This window comes from Halorubrum lacusprofundi ATCC 49239 (assembly GCF_000022205.1).
GTDB classification, from domain to species: Archaea; Halobacteriota; Halobacteria; order Halobacteriales; family Haloferacaceae; genus Halorubrum; species Halorubrum lacusprofundi.
The window spans coordinates 290,147-311,955 of the sequence record NC_012029.1; the positions used below are offsets into that span (position 1 = coordinate 290,147).

Sequence of the window (21,809 nt, forward strand, 5' to 3'; positions counted from 1 at the left end):
ACCGCCGGCGACAGTCGCCTACTGTTCCAGTTCCGCGAACACGGTGTCGACCATCTCGCCGGTGTCGGCGATGATCGCGTCCATCTCCTCGTCGTCGGTCGGGAGCCCGAGCAGCCTTGCGATCTTCATGATCGAGACGTGATAGACGACCTGTTCGTTCGGCGACTCCTGGCGGATGACCATGTTACACGGGAACAGGGCACCGATCCGGCCGTCGGTCGCGTCGAGCGCGCGGTCGGCCATCGCGGGGTTACAGGCGCCGAGGACGTAGTAGGGGTCGCGGTCGGCGTCGACTTTCTCGTTAAGCATCTCGGACGGGGAGAACTCGACCGGGATCCCGAAACCGGCGTCGAGACACACCTTGCGGACGCGCTCGATCGCCGACTCGTGATCGGTTTCGAGCGTCGTCTGCGTCTCGCCGTACTCCTCGGGGTCGAGATCGTGCGGATCGAACGGGATCGACATACTTCGGGTTCGCGTCGCCCGGACAAAAAACTCGCGACGGCAGAGAGACGGAGCGCCAGAGAGTCGAAACGGAGGGGGACGAAAGAGACGGCGGAGAGCGGACCGAAACCGAACCGGGACAGTTACTCGGTCGCGACCGGACCGCGCCCGACGAGCTCCTCGACCTCGGCCACGAACTCGCTCCGGCTCTCGAACAGCGGGACCGACGACTCCGCGAGCACGTCGTCGAGTTCGCGGGCGCCCTCCGGCGTGCGGATCGTCGCGTCGCCCTCCTGAGCGCGCAGGTCGCTGCGCTTCGCGGGCCACGTGAGTCGGGACGCGACGCGGGCGATCGGCTCGCCCGCCACGTCCGGCCCCTCGCCCAGCTCGACGGCCGGCTCTTCCGGCTCCTCCGCCTCGGCCTCGTCGTTGTCGCTCATGCCCCGCGCTTTCGCTCCGTCGACACTAATGGTTTCGATGCGAACCGGGGGTTTCTCCTCACCGCCAGCCGCGGTCGGTGTCGTTCAGCCGCTCACACCCGTCCTCGGTGACGACGACGAGGTCCTCGATCCGACAGCCGAACCGCCCGTCGAGGTAGATCCCCGGCTCCACCGAGAACACCATCCCCGGCTCCAGTTCCCGGTCGTTGCCGGCCACGATGTACGGCTCCTCGTGGACGTCGAGCCCGACCCCGTGGCCGGTGCGGTGGAAGAACGCGTCGCCGTACCCGGCGTCCTCGATGACATCGCGGGCGGCCCGATCGATCGCCTCGGCGGCGACGCCCGGTTCGACCGCCTCGACCGCGGCGGCCTGCGCCGCCCTGACGGTCTCGTGGACACGCTCGTACTCGGCGGGCGGCTCGCCGTCGAAGACGAGCGTCCGCGTCTGATCCGAGGGGTAGCCGTCGACTCGGGTGCCAAAGTCGAGTACGACCGGCTCGCCCGCCCGGATCTCGCGGTCGCCACAGCCGTGGTGGGGCTTCGCCCCGTTCGGCCCCGACCCGACGATCGTCTCGAAGGAGGTTCCCTCGCCGCCGTGGGCGGCCAGTCGGTCCGCGATCCAGTCGGTGAGGTCGCGTTCGGTCATCCCGACCGCGTCCGCGCCGAGATCGCGGAGGTCCCGGACCGTCTCGTCGGCGGCCGCCGCGGCGGCGCGCATCGCGTCCAACTCGGCCTCGTCCTTCCGCACGCGGAGGTCGGCGAGCGCCTCGCTCGCGAGTCCCCACTCCGCGTCGGGCGCGGCGGCCCGGAGGTCCTGCGTGAACGTCGCCCACATCGTGTCGTCGACGAGGAGCCGCCCTTCGCTGAGTCCGAGGTCGCCGAGGAGGTCCTGGACGGCGGCGGTCGGGTCGTCGCCGTCGGCCCACGTCCGCACCGCACCGACCGTGGTCTCCTCCTTGACCTGCGTCTCGTAGAGGGCCGGCACGAGGAGGGCCGGCACGAGGAGGGTCGGTTCGGCGGCGGTCTGGTCGCCACCGTCGGGGGTGTCAGAGCTCCGATCGGCCGCCGGCACGACGAGCAGGAGGTGTCGCTCGCCCGGCTCCTCGGCGAAGCCGGTGAGGTACTGGAGGTTCCGACTGGGGAAACAGACGAGCCCGTCGGCGCCGGTCTCCCGGAGCCGCGCCGCCGCGCGCTCGCGCCGTTCCGCGTGGACGTCTTCGGTCACGCTTGAGCTCGGGCCGGCGATCGCTTATAAGTAGGGATGCGTTGAGGAGCCATAGGCGACCCATAACCATATGCGAAGCGTTCACAGGAGAGGGTATGAGCATCCAGAAGGGGTCGACGTTCGACTGTCCCGCGTGCGACGTGACGGCGCCATCGGCGTCGGTGCCGTACGACGCTCTCGGCTACGCAGTCTGTCCCGTCTGTTCGCACACGACGGCGCCGGGAGCCGACGGGAAGTGACCGGGTCGGAGCTTCTCAGTCGCCGACCGCGAACCGCGCCGCTTTAGCCGCGTCGCCCGCCCTCTCCGGTATGCCCTGGTCACTGGGACGCGAAGACGACGTGATCACCGAGTGGGAGCGCTCCGACGGCTACGCGACGGTCCGGGTCCGCGAGCGCGGCGACGGCGGGTTCGTCGCCCGTCTCGACGTGATGGAGCAGGCCGCCGACGAGTCGGCCTACGAGCGCGAGCGGTTCGACGACCGCGAGGCCGCGCTCGACCGCGCGGCGGCGTGGCGCGAGGAACGCGACATCGACGCCTGATCGTCGGGGGAGCCCCCGAGCCGCCTCGTGAGCGCAACGCCGAGGAGCGTGCCTTTTTATTCTCGCTGGGGGTAGGGGACCACCATGACCGAACCTACGCGTCGCGACTGGCTGCGGGCCCTCGGCGCCGCAAGCACCGCGGGCGCCGCGGGACTGGCCGGGTGTTCCGCCTTCGACGCCGGTGGACCGACCGGAGACGACACGCCCGGAAACGGGGGTCCCGGAAACGGGACCGATGACGGAGGCTCAGACGGAGGCGATCGCCCGACCGAAGCATCCGACGACGGGGTGAAGACTCAGTTCCGACAGGGCCTCCGGAACACCGGATACATCGACGCGACGATACCCGAGAGCGTCGAGACCGCGTGGGAGGTACCGGCGAACAGCGGCGACCACTCGGCCTCGAAGGGGAGCCCGATAGAGGCGCCGAACGGGGCGATCGTGCTCGCCGACGACACCGGCCGCGTGCAGTCGATCGCGCCGGACGGATCGGTGAACTGGGCGACCTCGATCAGCGACGACGACCGCGGCAGCCACGGGACGCCGGCGATCGCGGACGGGAGCCTCTACGTCGGCACCTACGACGGCGTGGTCTCGGCGGTGGCGCTCGACGACGGCGAGATCCTGTGGCAGACCGACGCCGGCGACGCGGCCGCCGCCAGCCCGACCTACCTCGACGGGAAGCTCTACGTCGCCATCGAGCACGCGACCCCGAGCGGGAGCGTCGTCAAGATGGACGCGGAAAGCGGCGAGATCGAGTGGCGCGACGAGCGGCCCACCAACCACCCGCACTCGACGGTCGCGATCGACCGGGAGCACGGCCGCCTCATCTTCGGCTCCAACGACGGCCACTGCTACGCGTGGTCGTTCCCCGAGTTGGAGCGCGAGTGGGCCTACGACACCGGCGGCGACGTGAAGCTCCCCCTCGCGATCAGCGAGGGGATCGCGGTCGTCCCCTCGTGGGCGGGAACCGTCACGGGACTCGACGTCGAGGACGGATCCCAGCTGTGGGAGTTCGAGACCGACGGCGGGGAGACGTCGAGGGGCGATCCGTCCCCGGGGGACACGGGCGGCGTCATGTGCGCCCCGGCGGTGCACGACGGCGAGGTGTACGTCGGCAGCCACGACAGCAACGCCTACGCGATCGACCTCCAGACCGGCGAGAAGCTGTGGTCGACCGCGACGGGCGGCTGGATCACCGGAAGCGCGGTCGCCACGAACGACCACGTGCTCGTCGGCTCGTACGACGCGAAGCTGTACGCGCTCGACCGCGACGACGGGTCGGTCACCTGGACCGCCGAGGGACGCGGCGACGTGACCAGCGCGCCCATCGTGACCGACGACGGGATCTACTACGCGGAGCGCGCCCCGCAGGACTCCGACGAGGCCGGGATGTGCTACAAGCTGGTCGCGAGCGAGTGACTGAGCACCTCACTCCCGCACCGCTCAGACCCCCGCCAACTCACCGCTCCGGATGAATCGGGCCGTCGAACCCGCCGCGGACGAGCGGCTTCGCGACGTGTCGCCGGGCGCTCGGCGGGACCTCGTACCAACCGGGTTCTAACTCCCGATCGATCGACTCTTCGACCTTGCCGGGTGCGTCCGTTCCGCAGTCGCGACAGCGGTACCCCTGCCCCCGCCCCGCCGAGGACATCGACCGCCCGCAGTCGGGGCAGGTCGGCACGGCGGGCTCGGTCTCGACGAGGTCGCGCACGGCGAACTTCTCCAGTTTCAGCGTCGCGGTCGACTGACCGCTATCGGGGCCGTCGTTTCCGTCGTCTTCGGCGCCCCCAGAATCCCCGATCAGCCGGACCTCGTGCTCGCCGCACACCGTCACCCGGTCGCCGGGACGGAGAGCGCGCACGCGGTCGCGGAACCGACCGGTCGGTTTGAACGCGACACACCGGAGGCGCGGAACGCGATCATCGTCGGGCGCAGCCACGTCGACGTGGACGTGTCCCCCGCGTTTCGTCTCCGGCTCGCTCGCGACGACGCCGGCGACGCGATACCCCGCGCCGTCGCGGAGGTCGCCGATCGCGCCCGGCGCGAGGTGCGCGTCGGTGCCCTGATTCGTCAGAAACGTCGCGGTGCGCTCGACCGGCTCAGAGGCGATCTCCTCGGCGATCTCGCGACACGCGTTGGCGTCGTCCCCGCGGATCCCGTGTAAGATCGGTCCGGGGGCGTTGGGGACGCAGACCGCCTCGCCCGTCCCGCGGTCGACGGTGTCCCAGACGGTCGGGTATCCCCGGTCGGCGGCCGCGAAGACGCTCTCGATATCGACGTCGCGGGGCGTACCGCAGCGATCGAGCTCGCGGTAGGAGATGCGCTCGACGGTCCAGTCGTCGAACGCTGCGGGGGCGCCGACCGCCGCGAGCGCGCCGATCCGGCCGCGCCCGGCGACGGCCTCCGTATTCGTCTCCCCGCCGGATCCGAACGCCGCGTGGCGGAAGCCGTGATCGTCGGCGAGTGTGAGCGCCTCGTCGAGCGAGAGGCGGTGCCGGAGCGCGCGTCGGGCGAAGTCCGCCACGTCGGCGGGAATCGGTGCGGTGCTCGCGGCGCTCGGAGGGAACGGCGGGGCGCTCGCGCTTGGGTCAGACGGGTCGCCCGCCACGTCGATGTCGGCGACGACGACGCCGGGCGAGGTCCGGGGGTCGTCGGCCGCCGCGAACTCCCGGACGGTCTCCGCGGCGAGGTCGAACGCCGCCTCGGCCTCGACGCCAGAGACGTGGAGCGCGACCGCGGCGTTGCCCCGGGTCTTGTGTTTCACCGCGGGGTTGAGCCGAACGAGGAGTCGGCGACGGACGCGACCTCCGGCCGCGTCAAGCCGTTCGGCCAGCCGCGCGCCGACGTATGTCGTGCACATCCCGCGCTCGCGGGAGTCGGTGTCGTCGACGGCGACGATGGGCATACGCGCTCTTTCGCGCTCCCGGACAAACCGGTTTCGGGGTGCAGACGGAGTCACCGCTGACCAAGAGATATATAACTGCATCGACACCCCGATCAGGAAAATCGCAAGCGGGCGGGCGTTTCGGGCACATACGGCTGACACAACGCATATATACGGCGAGCCGCTTATTTCGACCATGTCCCGGACTGCGCTGATCGAAAACATCACCGCGATGCTGGAGGACGCAGACTTCCTCGTTAGCGACCGGTGTGCGGTCCGGCCCAAGAGCTTCGACGTGGCGGCCCGGCGCGACGAGGACCTCGTCCTCTTGAAGATCCTCGGAAACGTCGACGCGCTCGACGCGGAGACCGGCGCGGAGATGCGCCGACTCGGCGAGTATCTACAGGCGACGCCGATGGTGATCGGGATCCGGACCCGCGACGAGGAGCTGAAGCCGGGCGTCGTCTACTTCCGGCACGGCGTCCCGGTGATAAATCCCGATACGGGGTACGACCTGTTCGTCGAGGGGATGCCCCCGCTCATCTACGCGGCCCCCGGCGGGCTCTACGTCAGCCTCGACGGCGACCTGCTGGCCGACGAGCGCGAGGAGCGCGGCTGGTCGCTCGGCCGTCTCGCCACCGAACTCGGCGTCTCGCGACGCACCGTCTCGAAGTACGAAGACGGGATGAACGCCTCCATCGAGGTGGCGATCCAGCTGGAAGATCTGTTCAACGAGCCGTTCTCCAGCCCGGTCGACGTGCTGGACGGCGCCGGCGAGGTCCGCGACGCCGACCCCACCCCCTCGGCGCCCGAGACCGACCCCGACGACGAGCACGTCCTCCACGTGCTCACGAACGCGGGATTCACGGTCCACCCGACCGCCCGGGCGCCGTTCAAGGCCGTCTCGGAGGACGAGGGGAGCTCCCCCGCGCGGGTGCTGACCGGTCACTCGACGTTCACGCCGGCCGCGGAGAAGCGCGCGCGGATCATGTCCTCGATCGGCGAGGTAGCGCGCACCCGCTCCGTCTACTTCACCGAGGAGAACGAGGATCGCGAGTCGGTCGACGGAACCGCCCTCGTCTCCTGTGAGGAGCTCGCAGATATCTCCGACCCCGAGGGAATCCGCGAGCTCATCCGCGACCGGGCGAAGGCGCCGTCCGAGGCCTGACCGGCCTCGCCCGCGCCCCTGTCAACCTAACTTCCGAGAGCGCCGCGGCCGCTACCGACCGAACAGCCGGCTGAAGAAGCCGCCGTTCTCGTCGTCATCGTCGTCATCGTCATCGTCGTCATCCTCTGAGAAGGCGGTGTTCATCGTTCCGGTGTCGTCGTCGCGGAACGGGACGCTGCCGGCGAGTTCGTCGTCCGGGTCAGGCTCTGTCTCCTCGTTCGGGCCGGATTCAGCTTCCGGCACAGGCTCCGGTTCAGACTCCGACACAGACACCGATTCTCCGTCCGATTTGGGTTCCTCGTCCGGTGGCGACTCAACGGAACTCTCGGATCCCGCCGGCTCGTCGCCTGCGGTCGGCTCGGCGGTCGAGTCGCCCTCGTCGTCGAAGGTCTCCGGTTCGAGGTCCTCCTCGATCATTGCTTCGAGATCGTCGCCATCGACGTGGTCTTCTCCCACGGTCTCCGTCTTGCCGTCGACGGCGTCGACCGCAGTCGCCTCCGGGTCGCTCTCGGCGTCAGTCGCCTCGGTATCTGCCTTCTCGGTATCAGCCTTCTCGGTATCAGCCTTCTCGGCGTCGGTCGCCTCGGCCTCCTCGATGTCCTCAACGGGCGACTCCGCGGCGACGATGATATCCTCTTCGTCGCCCGGTTCTCCGAGGCCGGCTTGCTCGGAATCGGCGACAATAATGTCTTCGTCGTCTTGTGCGTCCGCTTCGTCGGGGACTTCCTCGGATTCGCCGATTTCCTCGGATTCGTCGGCTTTTTCGGACTCGTCCGAGGCTTCGGCGTCCGGGATCGAGTCGTCCTCGCGGGACGTCTCAGTCACGTCTCCGGAGTCGTCTGCGTCGCCGGAGCCGGCCTCGTCGAGGGGTTCAGCTTTCCCCGTGCGTTCGGCGTCCGCACCGGAGTATGCACCGCCTGCGGCCGTATCCTCGTTTTCCGTCTCCACGTCGGTTTTTTCCGTCTCTGCGTCGCTTCCGTCGACGAGTCCGAGACCGTCGATTGCCGCGCCGGTCAGCGCCCGCGTCAGGTCCCGATACGCGCGGGTCGCCGGGGCGTCCGGCGCGAAGACGGGAAGCGGCTGGGCCGCCTCCACCGCGCGCAACACCGCGTCGTCCTCGGGGATCCGTCCGAGGACGGGAACGTCGAGCGTCTCCGCGACCGCGTCGACCGGGCGGTCGTCTGCGGCGGTCGCGGGGTCGAGGCGGGTGATCGCGACGCCCGCGACGGAGCCGCCGAGCCGCTCGGTCAGCTGGCGGGTCTTCTCGGTGTCGCCGAGGGCGCTCCGCTCCGCCGTAGAGACGAGAAGAGTCTCGTCCGCGAGCCCGAGCGGGAGCGTGGAGTCGTGCGAGAGCCCCGCGCCGGCGTCCACAAACACGTAGTCGGCGTCGTCGAACGCGGCGACGACCTCCCGGAGCCCGGAGGGGTCGGCCGCCGCGTACGCCTCGAGGTCCGCCGCGCCGGGGACGACGCGGAGGCCGGCCGGACCTGCGTGAACCGCGTCGGGGGGATCGGCCGCTCCCGCCAGCACGTCGTGAAGGGTGATCCCGCCGGGAGTCACGCCCACCGACTCCGCGAGGTTCGCCATGCCGAGGTCGGCGTCGATCGCGACGACATCAGCGCCCGAGTCTGCCAGGAGTGTCGCCACCGCCGCGGTCGTGGTGGTTTTCCCGACCCCACCTTTCGCCGACGCGACCGCATACACCGTTGCCATACGGTGAGGGTCCGGCGACTGGTACTTAAATGTAGGCGGCAACGGGGCGATCCCGGCGACATTCCGGCGGGATCGGCCGCCTAAATCGGCGGAACCGCGCGCGCACTTTCGCAAACACCTTATACGTCGCTTGTGGAGTTTCAGGCGATTAGTAGCATGGCGAGACCAGAGGTGCTCGACCGGATCAAAGAGGCTGAAACGGAGGCGGACGAGATCATCGCGACGGCGGAATCGGACGCCGACGAGCGCCTCGCCGAGGCTCGACAGCGCGCGGAGGAGATCCGCGCGGAGGCCGAGGAAGAGGCGGACTCTGAGGCCGACGATCGGCTGGTGGCGGCCCGCGAGGAGATCGAGGAACGCCGCGAGGAGATCCTCGAATCGGGTCGTGCCGACCGCGACGAGCTCGAACGCGAGGCCCGCGACCGCGTGGACTCGGCCGTCGACTACGCTGTCGAACGGTTCGAAGAAGCGGTGAACCAACAGGCGGAGGAGGCGGTGGATGCTCAGGCCTGAGCGGATGAGCAAGGTGTCGGTGACGGGCTCGAAGCGCGTCATCGACGACGTGATCGAGGCGACGTACGAACACCACTCGCTGCACGTCACCGACTACGACGAGCGCTACGAGGGCTTTTCGCCCGGCGAGTCGCTCGACGGCGCGGAGAGCGTCAACGAGCGGCTCGTCACCGTGCGCTCGCTGGAGAGCATCCTCGATGTCGAAGACGACGAGGCCGACAAGAGCCGCGCGCTCGACGACGAGGAGCTCGAAGCGGAGCTTGCCGACGTGCGCGACCGCGTCAACGATCTCAACGACCGGCGCGACGACTTCAAAGCGGAGATCCGCGACCGGGAGGAGGAGATCGACCGAATGGAGCCGTTCGCGGATCTTGGCATCGAGCTCGATCTGCTCGGCGGCTACGACTCGCTCGAAGTCGTCGTCGGCGAGGCGAAGCCGGACGCGGTCGAGGCGACGCTCGCCGACGCGGACGGGATCGATGCGTTCGAGGTGTTCGCCGGGAGCGATATCGTCGCGATCTTCGCGCGCCCCGCCGACGGGGCCGACGAGGGCGTCCTGCAGGACTCGCTCGTCGGCGTCGACATCGCACTGCTGGAGGTACCGGATGCGGACGCCAGCCCGAGCGAGTACGTCGCGGAGCTGGAACGCGAACGCGAGGACCTCCGGAACAACCTCGACGAGGTTGAGTCCGAACTCGCGGCGGTAAAGGAGGAAGCGGCCGGCTTCCTGCTGCGCGCCGAAGAGCAGCTCACCATCGAGGCCGAAAAGAAGCAGGCGCCGCTCTCTTTCGCGACCACCGAAAACGCCTTTATCGCCGAGGGGTGGGTTCCGACCGAGACGTTCCCCGACCTGCAGGCGGCCATCGCCAACGCGGTCGGCGACCACGCCGAGGTCGAAGAGCTTGAGCGCGCGTCGTTCACACCCGACGGCGACCATCACACGGAGGCGGTCGCAGACGGCGGCTCCGCGGGCGATGCCGAGCGCGAGGCGGCCACGGACGGCGGCCACGCGACGCACGGCAGCGACGACCCGCCGGTCGTCCAGGACAACGGGGGCGCAGCCGGTCCCTTCGAAGTGCTCGTCCAGGGCTTCGGGCGGCCGAAGTACTCGGAGTTCGACCCGACGCTGTTAGTCTTCCTCACGTTCCCGCTCATGTTCGGCTTCATGATCGGCGACGTGGGATACGGCGTGTTGTACGCCGCCATCGGCTTCTTCCTGTACAGCAGGTACGACGGAACGTTCCGCGAACTCGGCGCCGTCGCGCTGTGGGCCGGCGGCTTCACGATCCTGTTCGGGATCTACTTCGGGATCGACGTGTTCGGCTACCACGCCTACCAGTTGCTGCCGGGCGAGGTCCACTGGCCCGTTGACGGGAAGGGACTCTCGCCGGCCGACATCGACTGGGCGCTGTCGTTCCTCGTCGCCAGCGTGCTGTTCGGGCTCGCTCATCTGAACGTGGGGCACATCCTCTCGTTCGTGAGCAACTACCAGCAGCACGACCTAAAACACGCGATGTACGAGGGCGGCTCGTGGCTGTTGATCCTCAATGGCGCGTGGATCTGGATCTTCAGCCAGCACGTCCCCGGTCCGAAGCCGGACTTCCTCTTCGAGGCGTTCTCGATTCTCACCTTCGGGGCGGTGTCGTTCACCGGCTTCCCGGTCGCGGTCGGGTACGCCGCCATCGTGGCCATCGTACTCGGTGTCGTTCTGCTCGCGATCGGCGAGCCGCCGGAGCTCGCCGAGGTGCTCGCGCCGATCGTCAACGTCATCTCGTACGCTCGGATCATGGCGGTGCTGCTCGCGAAGGGCGGGATGGCGCTCGCGGTGAACCTGCTGGCGTTCGGGGCGTACATCGACGAGGGTGGGGAGGGAAGCTTCCACTTCATCTTCTCCGCCGATTACCTCGAGTACGTCCAGAACCACCCCGGTGACTACGAGCTGGTGTTCGCCGGGATCACGACTGCGTTCGACCCGGCCTCGATCGGCGCGGTCGGCATCCTCGCGCTCGTGGGCGGGATCGTCGTCGCGGTCGTCGGCCACATCGTCGTTCTCGCGCTCGGGGTCACCTCCGCCGGCATTCAGGCGGTGCGTCTCGAGTACGTGGAGTTCTTCGGGAACTTCTACGAGGGCGGCGGCGACGCGTACCTGCCGTTCGGGTACGACCGACAGTACACCTCCGACGAGTAGTCGTCGAGCAGCATTCGACGATCTGTCGATTTTTTCGCGGGTCGATACCGCCGAAAGTCCCGTCTCTGCCTGCGTCACGGCGATTCCGTTCGGTCGTTTTGGGAAGCTTTATGACTCCTGTAGGGGCAACTAGCAACTGTTCGGAGACGAGCAACCGCAACTACTACCAATGCTTGAAGCTACCAACGAACTCGGGAATGTCGCACTGCAGGCCGGAGGAACGCTCACTGACCCCAGCGCCGCGGCGGCGCTCGCCGTCGGACTGGCGGCGCTCGGTGCGGGCTACGCAGAGCGTGGAATCGGATCGGCCGCTGTCGGCGCGATGGCCGAAGACGACGACCTCTTCGTCAACGGGCTTATTCTGACGGTCCTCCCCGAGACGATTGTCATCCTCGCGCTCGTCGTCGTCTTCATCGTCTAAGCGGTACTCCCTTTCACACCAATGAGTTTGGACACTGTCGTTGAGGACGTTCGAGACGAAGCCCGCGCGCGTGCAGAGGATATCCGCGAGGCGGCGGAGTCCGAGGCGGACGAGATCGTCGCTGAGGCGGAGGCCGATGCCGAGCGCATCCGCGAAGAGCGGCTCGCCGAGGTCGATCGCCAGATCGATCAGGAGCGCGAGCAGACGCTCTCCTCGGCCAAACTCGAGGCCAAACAAGAGCGGCTCGGCGCCCGTCGAGACGTCCTCGAAGACGTCTACGACGATGTCGAGGCGGCCATCGAGGGGCTCGACGGCGACCGACGCCGCGAGCTGACCGAGACGCTGCTCGACGCCACCCTCGCGGAGTTCGACGACGACGAAGATGTCGCCGTCTACACCCATACAGAGGACGTCGATCTCGTCGAGGAACTCGTCGAGGACCGCAACGCCGTGGTCGACGGAGAAATCGACTGCCTCGGCGGGGTCGTCGCGGAGAGCGACACCTCTCGCGTTCGCGTGAACAACACGTTCGACTCGATCCTGGAGTCCGTCTGGGACGACGAGTTGAAGAACATCTCGGAGCGACTGTTCGACCAATGAGCGCCGTCGGGAGCTCGAACCCAGAGTACGTCGTCGCGCGGGTTCGTGCCCGCCGCGGCAGCCTCTACGGGGACGAGGAGTACCGGAAGCTGACCCGGATGGGCCCGGCGGAGATCGCCCGGTTCATGGAGGAGTCGAGCTACGGCACGGAGATCAACGCCCTCGGGAGTCTTCACGGCGGCGTGGACCTGATCGAGTACGCGTTAAATCGGAACCTCGCTGGGCAGTTCGACGATATTCTCGACTGGAGCGAAGGGTCGCTGTACGGCCTGATCGCTCGGTACCTCCGTAAGTTCGACGCCTGGAACGTGAAGACGGTTATTCGCGGCGTCTACACGGACGCAGATCAGTCGGAAATCGAGGTCGACCTGATCCGCGCCGGCGAGTTCGACGACCGGCGGATCCGTCGGCTGCTTGAAGCCGACTCGATCGACGCAGTCGTCGAAGTGCTCGAAGACACTATCTACGGAGACCCGCTGCGAGAGGCGTACGCTGAGTACGAGGAGACGGGCGTGCTGGTGCCTCTCGAAAACGCCGTCGACCGTGCGTTCTACGAGCGGCTCCTGTCGGGGCTCGGCAACGACGAGCCGACCCGCCAGTACGAGGCGTTCCTCAAAGCGGAGGTCGACTTCCGAAACGCGGCGAACGCCCTCCGGCTCGCCCGGTCGGGCGCGGATATCGACCCCGCAGCGTACTTCATCGAGGGCGGCGAGCTGTTCACTCGCGGGTCGCTCGCGCGACTCGCGCGGAACCTCGACGAACTCGTGGAGTATATCGCGGACAGCCAGTACGGTGACGAGCTCGGACCCGCGTTGCGCGAACTCGAGGAGGCGAACAGCCTCATCGCGTTCGAACACGCGACCGACGCCGCCTTGCTGGCGTACGGCGACCAGCTCGGCACGATCCACCCGGTATCGGTGACCCCGGTGATCTCGTACATCCTCGCGAAGGAGCGCGAAGTCGAGAACATCCGGGCGATCGCCCGCGGAAAGGAGGCCGGCCTGTCGGCCGACGAGATCGAATCGGAGCTGGTGATAACATGAGCCAGGAGATCGCCGTCGTCGGGAGCCCGGAGTTCACGACTGGATTCCGGCTCGCCGGCGTGCGGAAGTTCGAGAACATACCGGACGACGAGAAGGACGAGCGGCTCGACGATGCCGTCGAACGGACCCTCGACGACGAGGGAACCGGCATCATCGTGATGCACACCGACGACCTCGACCATCTCTCGCGGGGGACCCGCGAAGCGGTCGAGGGAAGCATTGAGCCCGTGCTCGTGACGCTCGGCGGATCCGGCGCCGGCAGCGGCGGGCTGCGCGACCAGATCAAACGAGCCATCGGGATCGACCTGATGGAGGAGGACGACTAATATGAGTAAAGCAGAATCCACGGATACCACCGCTGAAAACGGTGTCATCCAAAGCGTGAGCGGTCCGGTCGTGAGCGCCCGCGATCTCGACGCCCGCATGAACGACGTCGTCTACGTCGGCGACGAAGGCCTCATGGGGGAAGTGATCGAGATCGAAGGCGACATCACGACCGTTCAGGTGTACGAGGAAACCTCCGGGGTCGCCCCCGGCGAACCCGTCGAGAATACGGGCGAGCCGCTGTCGGTCGACCTTGGTCCGGGGATGCTGGACTCCATCTACGACGGTGTCCAGCGTCCCCTGGACGTGCTGGAGGGCAAGATGGGCAGTCCGTACCTCGATCGTGGGGTCGACGCGCCCGGTATCGACCTCGAAAAGAAGTGGGAGTTCGAGCCCACCGTCGAGGTCGGCGACGAGGTCGGCCGCGGCGACGTGGTCGGTGTCGTCGAGGAGACGGTCACCATCGACCACAAGGTGATGGTGCCGCCGGACGCCCTCGAAGAGGACGAGACCACAGAGGTCACCGCCATCGAGGCGGGCTCGTTCGACGTCACCGAGACGGTGGCCGAACTCGCCAACGGGACGAACGTCTCGATGCACCAGGAGTGGCCCGTCCGCGAGGCGCGTCCCTCGGAGAACAAGAAGACGCCCCGGACGCCGCTGGTGTCCGGTCAGCGCATTCTCGACGGCCTCTTCCCCATCGCGAAGGGCGGGACGGCCGCGATTCCGGGGCCGTTCGGCTCCGGGAAGACGGTCACGCAGCACCAGCTCGCGAAGTACGCCGACGCGGACATCATCGTCTACGTCGGCTGCGGCGAGCGCGGCAACGAGATGACCGAGGTCATCGAGGACTTCCCCGAGCTTGAGGACCCGGCCAACGGCAACCCGCTGATGGCCCGCACCTCGCTCATCGCGAACACCTCGAACATGCCCGTCGCGGCGCGTGAGTCCTGTATCTACACCGGGATCACGATCGCCGAGTACTACCGCGACATGGGGTACGACGTGGCGCTGATGGCCGACTCCACCTCGCGGTGGGCGGAGGCGATGCGCGAGATCTCCTCCCGGCTGGAGGAGATGCCCGGCGAGGAGGGGTACCCGGCGTACCTCGCCGCCCGTCTCGCGCAGTTCTACGAGCGCGCCGGCTACTTCGAGAACATCAACGGGACGGAAGGGTCCGTCTCGGCGATCGGCGCGGTGTCGCCGCCCGGCGGTGACTTCTCCGAGCCGGTCACCCAGAACACGCTGCGCATCGTGAAGACGTTCTGGGCGCTCGACGCGGACCTGGCGGAACGGCGCCACTTCCCGTCGATCAACTGGAACGAGTCGTACTCGCTGTACAAGGATCAGCTCGACCCGTGGTTCGAGAACGAAGTCGCCGACGACTGGGCGGAGAAGCGCCAGTGGGCGGTCGACGTGCTCGACGAGGAGACTGAGCTGCAAGAGATCGTCCAGCTCGTCGGGAAGGACGCCCTCCCCGACGACCAGCAGCTCACCCTGGAGGTCGCCCGCTACCTGCGCGAGGCGTACCTCCAGCAGAACGCGTTCCACCCGGTCGACACATTCTGTCCGCCGGAGAAGACGTACCTCATGCTGACGACGATCGAGACGTTCAACGACGAGGCGTTCGACGCGCTCGAAGCGGGCGTCCCGGTCGAGGATCTCGTCGACACCGAGGCCGCCCCCGGGATCAACCGGATCGGCGTCCAGGAGGACTACGAAGAGTATATCGAGGAGCTCAAAGCGGAGATCTCCGAGGAACTCCGGAGCCTCTACTAACATGAAAGAGTACCAAACTATCACCGAGATCAGCGGCCCCCTCGTGTACGCCGAGGTCGACGAGGCGATCGGCTACGACGAGATCGTCGAGATCGAGACGGCACAGGGAGAGACGCTGCGCGGACAGGTGCTCGAATCCTCGGAGGGCGTCGTCGCCATCCAGGTGTTCGAGGGCACCTCCGGTATCGACCAGAACGCGTCCGTCCGCTTCCTAGGCGAGACGATGAAGATGCCCGTCACCGAGGATCTGCTCGGGCGGGTCCTCGACGGCTCCGGCCGCCCGATCGATGACGGCCCGGAGATCGTCCCCGAGGAGCGCCAGGACATCGTCGGCGCGGCGATCAACCCGTACTCCCGGGAATACCCCGAGGAGTTTATCGAGACGGGCGTCTCCGCCATCGACGGGATGAACACGCTCGTTCGCGGCCAGAAACTTCCGATCTTCTCCAGCTCGGGCCAGCCGCACAGCCAACTGGCGATGCAGATCGCACGGCAGGCCAGCGTGCCGGAAGAGGAGGAGGGCGGCGACGACGAGGAGGGCTCGGAGTTCGCCGTCATCTTCGGCGCGATGGGGATCACGGCCGAGGAGGCAAACGAGTTCATGCAGGACTTCGAGCGAACCGGTGCGCTGGAGCGCTCCGTCGTCTTCATGAACCTCGCGGACGACCCCGCTGTCGAGCGGACGGTCACCCCGCGAATGGTACTCACCACGGCCGAGTACCTCGCCTTCGAGAAGGACTACCACGTCCTCGTCATCCTGACGGACATGACCAACTACTGCGAAGCGCTCCGAGAGATCGGGGCGGCTCGCGAGGAGGTCCCGGGTCGACGCGGCTACCCCGGGTACATGTACACCGACCTGGCGCAGCTGTACGAGCGCGCCGGCCGGATTCAAGGTCGTGACGGGTCGGTGACGCAGATCCCGATCCTCACCATGCCGGGCGACGACGACACCCACCCCATCCCGGACCTGACCGGGTACATCACGGAGGGGCAGATCTACGTCGACCCCGACCTGAACAGTCAGGGCCTGCAGCCCCCGATCAACGTGCTCCCCAGCCTGTCGCGGCTGATGGACGACGGGATCGGCGAGGGGCTCACCCGCGAGGACCACGCCGACGTGAAAGATCAGATGTTCGCGGCGTACGCGGAGGGCGAGGACCTGCGCGACCTCGTGAACATCGTCGGTCGCGAGGCACTCTCGGAACTCGACAACAAGTACCTCGACTTCGCGGACGACTTCGAGTCGGAGTTCGTCGATCAGGGCTTCGACCAGAACCGCAGCATCGAGGAGACACTGGAGATCGGCTGGGACCTGCTCTCGATGCTCCCGAAGGACGCCCTCAACCGGATCGACGAGGAGTTCATCGAGAAGTACTACCGCGAGGACGACTCCGATCGTCAGGTCGTCGAAGCGGCCGACTAATCGCGGCTTCTTTCTACTCTTTCGCCCTCGAACAGCGGCTGCGCTGGCGGGCGCCGCTCGCGCGCGACACGTCACGACTGGAAAGAATTATCCGCCTCGGAGCGGAACGTTCCCCCAATAGATGGCCAAGGACGTCAAACCGACACGCAAGAACCTGATGGCGATCGAGGACCGCATCGATCTCTCCGAGCGCGGTCACGACACGCTCGAACAGAAGCGTGACGGCCTCATCATGGAGTTCATGGACATCCTCGATCAGGCGCAGGATGTCCGTTCGGACGTCTCCGAGAACTACGAGACGGCCCAGCGCAAGATCGACATGGCCCGTGCGATGGAGGGCGACGTCGCCGTCCGCGGCGCGGCCGCGGCGCTGAAAGAGCACCCCGAGATCACGACCCAGTCGAAGAACATCATGGGCGTCGTGGTCCCGCAGATCGAGTCCTCGAAGGTGAAAAAGAGTCTCGATGAGCGTGGCTACGGGCTGCTCGGCTCCTCTGCGCGGATCGACGAGGCTGCGGACGCCTACGAGGAACTGTTGGAGAAGGTCATCCTCGCCGCCGAGGTCGAGACAGCGATGAAGAAGATGCTCACGGAGATCGAGACCACCAAGCGCCGTGTGAACGCCTTGGAATTCACCCTCCTCCCCCGCTTGTACGAGAACCAGGAGTACATCGAGCAGAAGCTCGAAGAGCAGGAGCGCGAGGAGATCTTCCGGCTGAAGAAGATCAAGGCGAAAAAGGAAGAAGAGGAGAAGGCCGAGGCGGCCGCCGAGGCCGCGGCGGTCGAGGATCCCGAACCCGCCGACTGAAACAGTCGTTCAGTTCCGTATCGCACTGTCTCCCTCTTGTCCGACGTCTGATCGCCTTTCTCTCCGTCTCTCAGCCTCTGCCTCCCTCCGTCGTCCGTGTAGCGCACCTTCGTTGCGCTGTCCGCCCCTGGCGGTTCGGAAACGACCGATGTGAATTGCGATAGGCGCTATATAGAATTTCATAAACACACAACACTACGGTATCGAGAGCGACAGTCGTTACGGGTGAAGCGGTGTCGATCGACATCGTCCGGCGGACATCGATCAGCCGCTTCGGGCGGTCAGTCGGAGAAATCAGTACGGTATCTTTCCGTTCTTTGCGTGTCGACACCTGAGAGAAAACCTTCAATTCGGCGGCTATCGAGGGACCAGTACGCACTTTGAGGCTACACAGCCGACGCGGATCATAACTCAACCGTCGGACGGGTTGACGATTGAAAACTCACTCATAAGTTATCCATGGTCGGGTGAAGGTTACGGAGATATAGAATTGTGCGTTTAAGACACAACTGTTTTACCTACGAACGGGATAGAGAGTAGTGAGCAGAAATGTGCAAAGCCAAAATTACTGTTCGCAGTGATCGGAGGGCAGAGTGATGTCAGGACTAGAGATTCCCACGTGGGATCCGGAGACGGCGATTCTGATCGGGACGATCCTGATGGAAGCAGTCTTGCTTTACGTTGGATACGCGGGGCTCGAACGGATCGTGGGTCCTCGTCTCATGAAGTTGCTCGTCGGAGGGTCGACCGATGCTCAGTAGCCTGACAGGGATCCTCGACAGTTCGCCGGAGATGCTGGCACTTTTCGTCGGGTTCGGGCTCGTCGTCGGACTTCTCTTCGGCTTCTTCGGTATGGGAGGCTCCTTCCTCGTGACGCCCGCTCTGTTGATGTTGGGGTATCCGGCCACCGTCGCCGTCGGAAGTGGGATGGCGTTCGTCTTCGGGACGGCAGTGATCGCGACGCTAAAGCACCACGACCTCGGACAGGTCGATTACAAGCTCGGGGCGATCATGATCGCGGGGACGACCGTCGGAATCGAGGTCGGCCGAGCCAGCGTGTTCTACTTGGAGGAGCTCGGGCTCGCCGACGGGATCATCAGTGTGGTCTACGTGTTCCTGCTCGGCGGTATCGGGCTGATGATTACGCGCGAATCACTCGCAAGCGACGGCGGTGGCGGCATCGACCACGACGCGGCCGCCGCCGAGGATCTGAGTGAGTACGAGATCCCCGACATCGCCAAGAAGATTCAACAGACCGTCCGGATCCCGCCGATGGTCACGCTCCGCGGTGACATCCGCGTTTCGGTGTGGGTGATCACCGCCGTCGCCTTCTCGACGGGAATACTCTCGGGATTCCTCGGCGTCGGCGGCGGGTTCATCAGGATGCCGGCGATGATCTACGCGATCGGCGTCCCCACGCCGGTCGCCGTCGGAACCGACCTCTTCGAGATCGTGTTCTCCGGCGGGATCGGGAGCTACCTGTACGGGCAGAGCGGCGGCGTGGATCTCGGTATCGTCGTCCCGCTTCTGTTCGGGAGCGCACTCGGTGCCCGCATCGGCTCGGCGGCGACCGCCGTCGTCGATGCCGACGACATCAAGGTGTATTTCGGCGGCATGCTGCTCGCCGGCTCCGTCGCGGTCGGCATCGGCGAAATCGGGACGTACCTCGGAAACGAGACCTTGGAGACGCTGGGACTCGTTCTCGTTATCGGCGCTGCGGTCGTCGTGGCCGCGGCGATCGTCTTCACCACGCTTCGGTCGCTCCGGGCGACTCGTAATCACGTGTCCGCTACGGCCGACTAATTCGCGTTCGCCGGCAGCCGGACAACTTCGCCGCCGCGCGACTGCACCGACGGACCGCACGCGATGACCAACTCACCGACGGTGCGGCCGACGGCCACATTCATACCCGTCACGGTCGTCGTTCCGAACATGTCCTGTCCTCGCTGTGACGCCGACGTCGTCGCGTTCGCGGTCCCGGCCGCGATTCGGGACCACGCCCCGGCAGCGGAGACTGCGATATGCACCCGCTGTCTCCGGACGTTCCCTGCCGCCGAAGCCGGCGCCGTCGGAGCGATCGAGGACGCCCCCGATCTCTCGGCGATCGATCCCGCGTTCCCCGCGGGCGAGGGGGGTGTCGCGCTCGCGCTCGCCTGCGGTCACCTCGAGTCGCTCGCGCTCAACCGGGCGTCGATCGAGGCGCTTGTCGAGCACGCGGAGCGGTCGGGGGCGGACGCCTTCGCCTTCTTCGAGCGGCTCGACGTTCCCGATGCCGCGTTCGACCTCGAACGACGGCGGTCGGCGCTGCTCGACATGGTGTAGCCGTTTCGACGGCCGTCGGCTCAGTCGGCTCTCTCCTCGTCTCAGCCGTCGTCGTCGATATCGATCCCGTCCGGGTCGTTCCACTCGTCTTCCGCTTCGTCTTCGCCTTCGTCAGCGTCGTCCGCCTCGGTCCCGGCCGGACCGAGCCCCTTCTCCCCGCGCCGCCGCTCGTGGACCGCAAATCCGGCCGTACGCGCGTCGCTTCCCTGCGCGTAGGGGTCCTCGGACGGGTCGTAGTCGCGCTCGCCGCGCTCGAACACGTACGCGAAGAAGCCGAAAAGCGGGACGAAAAAGCAGATGAGCGCCCATTTCCGGCGGTCCATCCCGTGATTCGGCGCGTCGAGGTACGCGTAGGCCGCGAAGACGACGAGCCACGCGAGCGGGACGCCGACGAGGATGACGGCGACGAGCGGTTGCATATCTCCCGCTTCGGGCTCTTCGGCTTAAGCGCACGGGTGGATTTCGGGTGGAGCGCGGCCGTGCTCGTCCTCATGCGAGCCCGCGGTCGGATGTCCGCGATCCGGCCGGCCGAAGGACAGTAGCCGGTAGAATCCGTACCGATCGCATGCAGCTATTTTGGCACCGACGCGATCCGCGCACCCGGGACAACGTCGGACTCGCGGCGGCCGCACGGACGGGGACCGTCGTCCCCGTCTTCGTCTACGACACCGACCTGTTCGGGACGATGGGTGCACGCCAGCGGGCCTTCTTCCTCCGACACGTAAAGCGACTGAAGGAGCGCTACCGAGAGTTCGGAAGCGACCTCGTCGTCCGCGCGGGCGACCCGGAGAAGGTCCTCGTCGATCTCGCCGACGAGTACGACGCGGAGGCGGTCTTCTACAACGAGTACTACCGTCCCGCGAGGCGGAACCGCCAGCGGGCCGTCGAGGGGGCGCTCGAGGGCTTCGGTGTCGAAACGAATGCACGGACCGATGCCGTGTTAGTCGATCCCGGCCGGCTGGAGGAGCGCTACGCGAATCACGGTCGATTTCACGATGAGTGGGAGACCGTCCCTAAGCCCGAGCCGTCCCCGGAACCAGACGCGGACGCGCTCGTGAACATGCGCGACGAAAAAACGGTCTCTGAGATTGACCCCGACATCGACCCCGACATCGACCTGCCGGCGACCGGCTACCGGGCCGCACGCGAGCGGTTCGACGGCTTCCTCGAACACGGAATCCGGTCGTACGCCGACACGCGCGACGACCTTGCCCGGGCCGTCGAGGCGCCGACGCACGCGGTCTCGCGAATGTCGCCGTACCTCGCAACGGGGGCGATCGGGATCCGGGAGATGTGGGCGGACGCGACCGACGCGTTCGAGGCGGCGACGGGCGACGAGCGCCGCAACGTCGACAAGTACCGCGACGAGCTGTCGTGGCGCGAGCAGATGTACCACCTGCTGTACTACACCCCCGATCTGGCCGTCGCGAACTACAAATCGTTCCCGAACGAGATCGCGTGGCGCGAGGACGACACGGCGTTCGAGGCGTGGACGCGCGGCGAGACCGGCTACCCGCTCGTCGACGCCGGGATGCGCCAGCTGAACGCGGAGGGGTACGTCCACAACCGCCCGCGACAGGTGGTCGCGAGCTTTCTCACGAAACACCTCCTGATCGACTGGCGGCGCGGGGCGCGCTACTTCACCACACAGCTGATCGACCACGACCACGCCTCGAACCACGGCGCGTGGCAGTGGACCGCCTCCACCGGCACCGATTCGGTGGATGTGCGCATCTTCGATCCGGTGGCACAGATGGCGAAGTACGACGCTGACGCGACGTTTGTGAAAGAATACGTCCCCGAACTGCGAGACGTGCCCGCCGAGGAGATAGTCGACTGGCCGACTCTCTCGCGGGTCGAGCGCGAGACGCTGGCGCCGGAGTACCCGCATCCGATCGTCGACCGGAACGAGGGGTACGAGCGGGCGCAGCGGGTGTTCGAGGAAGCGCTCGGGAAGCGGTGAAACCG

24 protein-coding genes are annotated in these 21,809 nt (G+C 67.0%); 17 read left to right on the forward strand and 7 right to left on the reverse strand.

Features of this window, described 5'->3' with window-relative positions:
* Positions 1-18: 18 nt before the first annotated feature.
* The 3 genes from HLAC_RS01325 to HLAC_RS01335 form a co-directional block, all read right to left on the reverse strand.
* Positions 19-465 (reverse strand): DUF302 domain-containing protein, encoded by a 447-nt coding sequence (locus HLAC_RS01325; protein ID WP_012659512.1) that lies wholly within the window; start codon positions 463-465, stop codon positions 19-21.
* A 122-nt stretch (positions 466-587) separates the two neighbouring features.
* The gene (locus tag HLAC_RS01330) at positions 588-884 is read right to left on the reverse strand and encodes a DUF5789 family protein (RefSeq protein ID WP_012659513.1); all 297 of its coding nucleotides are present in this window, start codon (positions 882-884) and stop codon (positions 588-590) included.
* A gap of 58 nt (positions 885-942) precedes the next feature.
* On the reverse strand, positions 943-2,109 hold the full coding sequence (locus HLAC_RS01335) for an aminopeptidase P family protein (protein WP_012659514.1): 1,167 nt from the start codon (positions 2,107-2,109) through the stop codon (positions 943-945).
* A 95-nt stretch (positions 2,110-2,204) separates the two neighbouring features.
* Here HLAC_RS01335 and HLAC_RS19145 point away from each other — a divergent pair, with 95 nt between their 5' ends.
* From HLAC_RS19145 to HLAC_RS01345, 3 genes are all read left to right on the forward strand, one after another.
* The gene (locus HLAC_RS19145) at positions 2,205-2,348 is read left to right on the forward strand and encodes a hypothetical protein (RefSeq protein ID WP_012659515.1); all 144 of its coding nucleotides are present in this window, start codon (positions 2,205-2,207) and stop codon (positions 2,346-2,348) included.
* Between the two features lie 70 nt (positions 2,349-2,418).
* A complete protein-coding gene (locus tag HLAC_RS01340; RefSeq protein WP_012659516.1) occupies positions 2,419-2,649 on the forward strand; it encodes a DUF7543 family protein in 231 nt (76 codons plus the stop codon).
* A gap of 84 nt (positions 2,650-2,733) precedes the next feature.
* Positions 2,734-4,071: an outer membrane protein assembly factor BamB family protein gene (locus HLAC_RS01345; RefSeq protein ID WP_012659517.1), complete on the forward strand. Its 1,338-nt coding sequence runs from the start codon at positions 2,734-2,736 to the stop codon at positions 4,069-4,071.
* Between the two features lie 40 nt (positions 4,072-4,111).
* On the opposite strand, the gene HLAC_RS01350 is transcribed toward HLAC_RS01345, so the two are convergent.
* Positions 4,112-5,557 (reverse strand): tRNA(Ile)(2)-agmatinylcytidine synthase, encoded by a 1,446-nt coding sequence (locus HLAC_RS01350; RefSeq protein WP_012659518.1) that lies wholly within the window; start codon positions 5,555-5,557, stop codon positions 4,112-4,114.
* Between the two features lie 175 nt (positions 5,558-5,732).
* Between HLAC_RS01350 and HLAC_RS01355 the strand changes: the two genes are divergently transcribed.
* Entirely contained in the window at positions 5,733-6,704 is a 972-nt protein-coding gene (locus HLAC_RS01355) for a transcriptional regulator (RefSeq protein WP_012659519.1), read from the forward strand.
* A 51-nt stretch (positions 6,705-6,755) separates the two neighbouring features.
* On the opposite strand, the gene HLAC_RS01360 is transcribed toward HLAC_RS01355, so the two are convergent.
* Complete coding sequence (locus tag HLAC_RS01360) at positions 6,756-8,417, reverse strand: nucleotide-binding protein (protein WP_012659520.1); 1,662 nt, start codon at positions 8,415-8,417, stop codon at positions 6,756-6,758.
* Between the two features lie 156 nt (positions 8,418-8,573).
* Here HLAC_RS01360 and ahaH point away from each other — a divergent pair, with 156 nt between their 5' ends.
* From ahaH to HLAC_RS01410, 11 genes are all read left to right on the forward strand, one after another.
* Positions 8,574-8,930: an ATP synthase archaeal subunit H gene (gene ahaH, locus HLAC_RS01365; protein ID WP_012659521.1), complete on the forward strand. Its 357-nt coding sequence runs from the start codon at positions 8,574-8,576 to the stop codon at positions 8,928-8,930.
* Positions 8,931-8,934: 4 nt separating this feature from the next.
* On the forward strand, positions 8,935-11,118 hold the full coding sequence (locus HLAC_RS01370; protein ID WP_049933111.1) for a V-type ATP synthase subunit I: 2,184 nt from the start codon (positions 8,935-8,937) through the stop codon (positions 11,116-11,118).
* 169 nt (positions 11,119-11,287) lie between these two features.
* A complete protein-coding gene (locus HLAC_RS01375; protein ID WP_012659523.1) occupies positions 11,288-11,539 on the forward strand; it encodes a hypothetical protein in 252 nt (83 codons plus the stop codon).
* Between the two features lie 21 nt (positions 11,540-11,560).
* Positions 11,561-12,139 carry a V-type ATP synthase subunit E gene (locus tag HLAC_RS01380; RefSeq protein ID WP_012659524.1) on the forward strand — a complete coding sequence of 193 codons (579 nt, stop codon included), beginning with the start codon at positions 11,561-11,563 and terminating at the stop codon, positions 12,137-12,139.
* A complete protein-coding gene (locus tag HLAC_RS01385) occupies positions 12,136-13,182 on the forward strand; it encodes a V-type ATP synthase subunit C (RefSeq protein WP_012659525.1) in 1,047 nt (348 codons plus the stop codon). Before HLAC_RS01380 ends, HLAC_RS01385 begins: the two co-directional genes overlap by 4 nt.
* Complete coding sequence (locus HLAC_RS01390) at positions 13,179-13,508, forward strand: V-type ATP synthase subunit F (RefSeq protein ID WP_012659526.1); 330 nt, start codon at positions 13,179-13,181, stop codon at positions 13,506-13,508. The genes HLAC_RS01385 and HLAC_RS01390 overlap by 4 nt, the downstream gene beginning before the upstream one ends.
* A 1-nt stretch (position 13,509) precedes the next feature.
* The gene (locus HLAC_RS01395; RefSeq protein WP_012659527.1) at positions 13,510-15,285 is read left to right on the forward strand and encodes an ATP synthase subunit A; all 1,776 of its coding nucleotides are present in this window, start codon (positions 13,510-13,512) and stop codon (positions 15,283-15,285) included.
* 1 nt (position 15,286) lies between these two features.
* Complete coding sequence (locus HLAC_RS01400; RefSeq protein WP_012659528.1) at positions 15,287-16,711, forward strand: V-type ATP synthase subunit B; 1,425 nt, start codon at positions 15,287-15,289, stop codon at positions 16,709-16,711.
* A 121-nt stretch (positions 16,712-16,832) separates the two neighbouring features.
* Entirely contained in the window at positions 16,833-17,519 is a 687-nt protein-coding gene (locus HLAC_RS01405; RefSeq protein ID WP_012659529.1) for a V-type ATP synthase subunit D, read from the forward strand.
* 596 nt (positions 17,520-18,115) lie between these two features.
* Positions 18,116-18,280 (forward strand): DUF7512 family protein, encoded by a 165-nt coding sequence (locus HLAC_RS19150; RefSeq protein ID WP_012659530.1) that lies wholly within the window; start codon positions 18,116-18,118, stop codon positions 18,278-18,280.
* Positions 18,270-19,322: a sulfite exporter TauE/SafE family protein gene (locus HLAC_RS01410; protein ID WP_012659531.1), complete on the forward strand. Its 1,053-nt coding sequence runs from the start codon at positions 18,270-18,272 to the stop codon at positions 19,320-19,322. The genes HLAC_RS19150 and HLAC_RS01410 overlap by 11 nt, the downstream gene beginning before the upstream one ends.
* Here the strand turns inward: HLAC_RS01410 and HLAC_RS19775 are convergent.
* The gene (locus HLAC_RS19775) at positions 19,319-19,453 is read right to left on the reverse strand and encodes a hypothetical protein (protein ID WP_272931181.1); all 135 of its coding nucleotides are present in this window, start codon (positions 19,451-19,453) and stop codon (positions 19,319-19,321) included. The genes HLAC_RS01410 and HLAC_RS19775 overlap by 4 nt on opposite strands.
* Here HLAC_RS19775 and HLAC_RS01415 point away from each other — a divergent pair.
* A complete protein-coding gene (locus tag HLAC_RS01415) occupies positions 19,452-19,841 on the forward strand; it encodes a DUF6276 family protein (RefSeq protein WP_049933113.1) in 390 nt (129 codons plus the stop codon). The genes HLAC_RS19775 and HLAC_RS01415 overlap by 2 nt on opposite strands.
* A 41-nt stretch (positions 19,842-19,882) precedes the next feature.
* On the opposite strand, the gene HLAC_RS01420 is transcribed toward HLAC_RS01415, so the two are convergent.
* Positions 19,883-20,260, reverse strand: a complete 378-nt coding sequence (locus HLAC_RS01420) for a hypothetical protein (RefSeq protein WP_012659533.1) — start codon at positions 20,258-20,260, stop codon at positions 19,883-19,885.
* 146 nt (positions 20,261-20,406) lie between these two features.
* On the opposite strand from HLAC_RS01420, the gene HLAC_RS01425 reads away from it, so the two are divergent.
* Positions 20,407-21,804: a cryptochrome/photolyase family protein gene (locus HLAC_RS01425; RefSeq protein ID WP_012659534.1), complete on the forward strand. Its 1,398-nt coding sequence runs from the start codon at positions 20,407-20,409 to the stop codon at positions 21,802-21,804.
* The last annotated feature ends 5 nt before the right edge of the window (positions 21,805-21,809 follow it).

Coding starts and splice junctions, on each gene's coding strand:
- HLAC_RS01325 (WP_012659512.1), bottom strand. CDS start 465: ATGTCGATCCCGTTCGATCCGCACGATCTCGACCCCGAGGAGTACGGC.
- HLAC_RS19150 (WP_012659530.1), top strand. CDS start 18,116: ATGTCAGGACTAGAGATTCCCACGTGGGATCCGGAGACGGCGATTCTG.
- HLAC_RS01395 (WP_012659527.1), top strand. CDS start 13,510: ATGAGTAAAGCAGAATCCACGGATACCACCGCTGAAAACGGTGTCATC.
- HLAC_RS01405 (WP_012659529.1), top strand. CDS start 16,833: ATGGCCAAGGACGTCAAACCGACACGCAAGAACCTGATGGCGATCGAG.
- HLAC_RS01370 (WP_049933111.1), top strand. CDS start 8,935: ATGAGCAAGGTGTCGGTGACGGGCTCGAAGCGCGTCATCGACGACGTG.
- HLAC_RS01420 (WP_012659533.1), bottom strand. CDS start 20,260: ATGCAACCGCTCGTCGCCGTCATCCTCGTCGGCGTCCCGCTCGCGTGG.
- HLAC_RS19775 (WP_272931181.1), bottom strand. CDS start 19,453: ATGTTCGGAACGACGACCGTGACGGGTATGAATGTGGCCGTCGGCCGC.
- HLAC_RS01360 (WP_012659520.1), bottom strand. CDS start 8,417: ATGGCAACGGTGTATGCGGTCGCGTCGGCGAAAGGTGGGGTCGGGAAA.
- HLAC_RS01340 (WP_012659516.1), top strand. CDS start 2,419: ATGCCCTGGTCACTGGGACGCGAAGACGACGTGATCACCGAGTGGGAG.
- HLAC_RS01400 (WP_012659528.1), top strand. CDS start 15,287: ATGAAAGAGTACCAAACTATCACCGAGATCAGCGGCCCCCTCGTGTAC.
- HLAC_RS01350 (WP_012659518.1), bottom strand. CDS start 5,557: ATGCCCATCGTCGCCGTCGACGACACCGACTCCCGCGAGCGCGGGATG.
- HLAC_RS01390 (WP_012659526.1), top strand. CDS start 13,179: ATGAGCCAGGAGATCGCCGTCGTCGGGAGCCCGGAGTTCACGACTGGA.
- HLAC_RS01380 (WP_012659524.1), top strand. CDS start 11,561: ATGAGTTTGGACACTGTCGTTGAGGACGTTCGAGACGAAGCCCGCGCG.
- HLAC_RS01410 (WP_012659531.1), top strand. CDS start 18,270: ATGCTCAGTAGCCTGACAGGGATCCTCGACAGTTCGCCGGAGATGCTG.
- HLAC_RS01385 (WP_012659525.1), top strand. CDS start 12,136: ATGAGCGCCGTCGGGAGCTCGAACCCAGAGTACGTCGTCGCGCGGGTT.
- HLAC_RS01415 (WP_049933113.1), top strand. CDS start 19,452: ATGTCCTGTCCTCGCTGTGACGCCGACGTCGTCGCGTTCGCGGTCCCG.
- HLAC_RS01330 (WP_012659513.1), bottom strand. CDS start 884: ATGAGCGACAACGACGAGGCCGAGGCGGAGGAGCCGGAAGAGCCGGCC.
- HLAC_RS01355 (WP_012659519.1), top strand. CDS start 5,733: ATGTCCCGGACTGCGCTGATCGAAAACATCACCGCGATGCTGGAGGAC.
- HLAC_RS01425 (WP_012659534.1), top strand. CDS start 20,407: ATGCAGCTATTTTGGCACCGACGCGATCCGCGCACCCGGGACAACGTC.
- ahaH (WP_012659521.1), top strand. CDS start 8,574: ATGGCGAGACCAGAGGTGCTCGACCGGATCAAAGAGGCTGAAACGGAG.
- HLAC_RS01345 (WP_012659517.1), top strand. CDS start 2,734: ATGACCGAACCTACGCGTCGCGACTGGCTGCGGGCCCTCGGCGCCGCA.
- HLAC_RS19145 (WP_012659515.1), top strand. CDS start 2,205: ATGAGCATCCAGAAGGGGTCGACGTTCGACTGTCCCGCGTGCGACGTG.
- HLAC_RS01375 (WP_012659523.1), top strand. CDS start 11,288: ATGCTTGAAGCTACCAACGAACTCGGGAATGTCGCACTGCAGGCCGGA.